Annotated in this window: 6 protein-coding genes; 3 read left to right on the top strand and 3 right to left on the bottom strand. The window is 38.1% G+C overall.

The features are described 5' to 3' along the window. Window positions 1-37: 37 nt before the first annotated feature. A complete protein-coding gene (locus tag HPC41_RS03730; RefSeq protein ID WP_120334405.1) occupies window positions 38-1,270 on the bottom strand; it encodes an IS256 family transposase in 1,233 nt (410 codons plus the stop codon). A 390-nt stretch (window positions 1,271-1,660) separates the two neighbouring features. Here HPC41_RS03730 and HPC41_RS25020 point away from each other — a divergent pair, with 390 nt between their 5' ends. Next, complete coding sequence (locus HPC41_RS25020) at window positions 1,661-1,846, top strand: hypothetical protein (protein ID WP_216660649.1); 186 nt, start codon at window positions 1,661-1,663, stop codon at window positions 1,844-1,846. A gap of 224 nt (window positions 1,847-2,070) precedes the next feature. Next, entirely contained in the window at window positions 2,071-2,709 is a 639-nt protein-coding gene (locus tag HPC41_RS03725; protein ID WP_172392640.1) for an isochorismatase family protein, read from the top strand. A gap of 31 nt (window positions 2,710-2,740) precedes the next feature. Here HPC41_RS03725 and HPC41_RS03720 read toward each other — a convergent pair whose 3' ends face one another. Beyond that, entirely contained in the window at window positions 2,741-2,971 is a 231-nt protein-coding gene (locus tag HPC41_RS03720) for a hypothetical protein (protein WP_172392639.1), read from the bottom strand. A gap of 111 nt (window positions 2,972-3,082) precedes the next feature. Here HPC41_RS03720 and HPC41_RS25760 point away from each other — a divergent pair, with 111 nt between their 5' ends. After that, a complete protein-coding gene (locus tag HPC41_RS25760; protein WP_172392641.1) occupies window positions 3,083-3,334 on the top strand; it encodes an RNA polymerase sigma factor in 252 nt (83 codons plus the stop codon). A gap of 155 nt (window positions 3,335-3,489) precedes the next feature. On the opposite strand, the gene HPC41_RS03710 is transcribed toward HPC41_RS25760, so the two are convergent. Next, window positions 3,490-4,256: helix-turn-helix transcriptional regulator (locus HPC41_RS03710; RefSeq protein ID WP_425501173.1), on the bottom strand; the 767-nt coding region annotated here is incomplete at its 5' end.

Raw genomic sequence — 4,256 nt, 5'->3', positions numbered from 1 at the left:
GGGAGTGTAACTCAAACTGTGTCATTGGATTAGCATCTTAAAAACCTCTTTCTAATTTGAGTCTATCCCCAAATCTAATATAAAGTTGGGATATGGTCAAGCCCCAGTTATGCATTGGCATCGTCCATTTTTTTGCAATATCTTTAATAATTAAATACATCAATTTCATGAGCGCCTGTTCAGAGCTGAAAGCTCCTTTAGACTTAATAATTTTTCGTATCTGACGGTGCATTCCCTCGATCGGATTTGTGGTGTATATAATCTTGCGAACCTGATCCTCGTACTCAAAGAAAGTAGAAAGATTGGTCCAATTATCCATCCAGGATTTGGCAGCAAGCGGATATTTCTTACCCCATTTTTCTTCGAAAGACAAGAGGTTCTCATAACCTATTTCTTCGTTCACGGCTTTATAGACTGGCTTTAAATCCTCCATAACAAGCTTTTTATCTTTCTCAGTTACATAGCGCATACTTGTTCTGATTTGGTGAACAATACACAACTGGATCTTTGTTTTTGGAAAAATAGCTTCTATGGCCTCAGGAAACCCTTTTAGACCATCAATACAAGCAATAAGGATGTCTTCAACACCACGTTGCTTTAGATCCGTAAGAACTGAAAGCCAGAACTTAGCTCCCTCATTTTCTGAGCTATAAAGACCGATCAGATCTTTTCTACCATCCATACCAACTCCCAGTATGTTATAAATAGCTCTTGATTCAACAGTTCCATTCTGGCGAACTTTAATGTGCATGCAGTCCAGGAATACAAAGGGATAAACAGCTTCAAGAGGCCTACTACGCCATTCATTTACAGCTGGAAGTACACTTTCGGTAATACGCGATATTTCAGTGGCAGAGATTTCCATTGCGTACATTTCGCGTATAAACTCGCTTATCGCCCGTGTGCTCATTCCTTTGGCATACATGCTCAGCACGTGTCCCTCAAGCTGTTCAGTAATGATTAATTGCCTTTTAGGTACTACCTTAGGCTCGAATGTGCCGGATCTATCACGGCCTGTTTCCAGTTCAAATGTCCCAGTGTTAAGGCCTCGGACAGTCTTTTTTGTCTTGCCATTTCGCCGGTTGCTATTGCCCGAAGCTTTCTCTTCGTTCAAATGGTTTTCCAGTTCTCCATCCATCATTGATTCCAACAGATGCTTCATTAACGGCGCTAGGACGCCATCATTGGGAGACAAACTTTTACCTTCGTAAAGACCTTGCATGGCTTCTGCCTTGAAGCGTTCAAAGTCGAATGGGTCTTTTTCTTTCATGACCGTGTCGTTTGAATAATTGAATATAAATAATCTTATTGAATTATTCCTCTGACACAGTTCATGTTACAGTCTCCTTTGATACAAAAAATTCTTGATAAATTCTATCCCTCAGTTAATTCTCGAGATCCTGAAGATGAATCCTTAAAAGAGATTATCGCAGCTATATAATTTTACTCCCTCTTATAGTTCTTAGAATTTGCATCATATGTGCCTATGTTAACAAAATGGTGAATTACGTTTATCTAAATCCAGTGGAATAAAAAGTTAATTACATTTGTCACTTCGCGTGACTTCCCTATTTGTTACTCACATTTTTAATAAATAATAGCCAATTATTCCGTCTAATTTTCTCAACTTGATGAAGTTCAACTTATCAAATCTAACAATATGGATAAGAATAAAAAATTAATGTTCATAGGGTTGACACCGATGAGATTACTCATTGAAAATAAGATGCTTAAAAAAATTAAAAAGAAAAGTTATGCCTCTGTTGTCTTTATCTATAGCCGGAAAATCGATGAACATCACACATATCTTGTCATTGAAAATAAAACTGGGTGGATTCCTTATTGAGCCTGATATCTCCTGTGGTAAATTCATAATCTGCCGACAACATACTCCTGCACTAATAAAACTTAATGTACATTAGGTTTTACGCTTGTTGTACTTCATTTTTTATTGCTTTGATAGCCTCTAACTTTATCGGACTAGAAACAGGCCTTTGACTTACAGGTAATCGTATACAGGAGCCTTTGTCTTTATTAAAAATTTGTATTAACATTTTAAATTTAAAAACTATGGCAATTACAACAAGAATCAATGCAGATGATGTAGCATTTTTATTAATCGATCACCAAAGTGGTCTATTCCAAACAGTAAAAGATATTGAAGTACCTACATTGAGAAGTAATGTAGTCGCTCTTTCACAGGTAGCCGCTATTGAAAATATTCCAGTTATTACAACTGCGTCGGAACCAAAGGGACCCAATGGGCCATTAATGCCAGAAATCCACGAAAATGTACCTCATGCAAAATACATTGGACGAACTGGTGAGGTAAATGCCTGGGATACTCCTGCATTTGTTGAAGCTGTTAAAGCGACCGGTAAGAAAAAATTGGTTATTGCTGGTGTTTTAACAAGCGTTTGTGTCGCATTTCCGGCCATTTCAGCTGTTTCTGAAGGGTATGAAGTTTTTGCAGTCATTGATGCTTCTGGCGATATGAGCCCATTGTCAACACAGGTTACAATATCAAGGCTACAACTTGCCGGCGTGATACCTATTACGACCACAGCTGTGATCAGTGAAATATTAAAAAGCTGGAAACACACTGACGCAGCGAAATATGCGCATGCGCTTTCTTTGGTAATGCCAAATTATCAAGCTTTGATAGAGAGCTATTACAAAGCACAAGAGGTCGCATTAGAAAATAAATAACTGTTTTTTTTGACCGTCTACGGGATAGCTTTTACATAAGTTTATCCCGTAACCATAGCTTAATCGAAAGATCATAAATACCTATAAAAGTTTCTTCCTGAACGATCCCTACTGAAGTATAGTGACGGCAGTCATTAGTAAAGTTATCACCCATGGTCAGGCAGGTAGGCTTTTCCTCGCTATTCCCGTTCCGGTACGGTTTGGCAACGAACATAGCGCTTCCATATCGGCAGCTTTTCAATTCGGTTATATTTTTTGACATCGTTAGTCAATGAACGCTATTCATCTCTCTCAGCAAACGACTGTCTATACCAAAAAATTAGGTGTCATTTTTTCGGCTTCAGCTAGTTTCGCCTGTCGTATATGAAAGTCAATATTTTCACTGGTATCACTCGGCTTACCCGGCCGTCAGAAAGAAATTTTATACCTCAAATATGTAAAAGGATTGTCTTTCGAAGAGATTGCTCAAACCATTGGTGTCACATTAAAAGCATCTTACAATTACATACAAGAGCTATTCAATCCATTAGGAATAATTTTGGCAACGCAGGTTACTCAATTGCATTCATCATTTGCCTTTATTTTACGGAAGCATAATATAGAAATGGACTATCTCACCAATTGAGTAAATAAAAAATACGGAGTTCAGTTATGTTCCTTATAACTGGATTCTTTTTTCAAATAAAGTTAAGAACTGATTTAGGAAAATGTTTACTCCCCTGAATTCTTAACCAGCTATAGTAATAGGATTCGTACCATGCAGACCGAAACGGAATTCACTTAATCCAGTACTTGCGGTTGTTCGGAAGTATCAACCAGCCCACGCATCCAATTATTGAAATCCGCATCTGAGGGGATTTCAAATTTCTTGCGTAGCCTGTTTTTCCGAACTTGTACAGCCCTGACCGTAACAAAGGTATACTCCGCTATATTTTTTGTTGAGAAATTGAGAAAAGCCATCGCGCAAAACTCCAGCTCGGTCGTTCTGATATTGGGATCCAGCGTTTTCAAGGATTGGATAAACTGCGGATAAAGTTCAGCAAATAATGTCAGGAACTCCGGGTTATTACTTTTGGCCAGATCGATCAGGTTATTGAATTTATTTTCCCCGATCTGCTCGGTCAATTCCTTATTGATCGATTCCGTTTCCTGTAATGCCTCTTCTTTCTGGCCCAAAATCTTACGGTTGTGCTTCGATCGCCATACGAAATAGGTGACCGCCACAACAAGCAATACCAACGCTACGATTGAAATTTTAACCGCTTTTGACACCTTTATATCAGACTCCTTGTCTTTCGCATTCAAAACCTGATTAAGGACAACATCTATTACCTGTTTATTTTCACTTTCCAAGGAGTCATTCAATAAAACATACGCTAGTTCATATTCCCTAGCTTTTTCATTTCCTAATTTATAGGTTCGATAATAGTCCGCTAAAAACTTATAACTTTTTCTAATTAGGTCTCTATTTCCTACCTCTTTCGCATTGACTAAACTCTTTTCATAATACTGTATAGCTTTTTCGGGGTTGAGCCTCCTTTCCTCCA

It is taken from the genome of Sphingobacterium prati (assembly GCF_013167215.1).
GTDB lineage: Bacteria > Bacteroidota > Bacteroidia > Sphingobacteriales > Sphingobacteriaceae > Sphingobacterium > Sphingobacterium prati.
The sequence above is the reverse complement of the archived record's forward strand: the minus strand, read 5'-3'. Positions and strand labels throughout refer to the sequence as shown.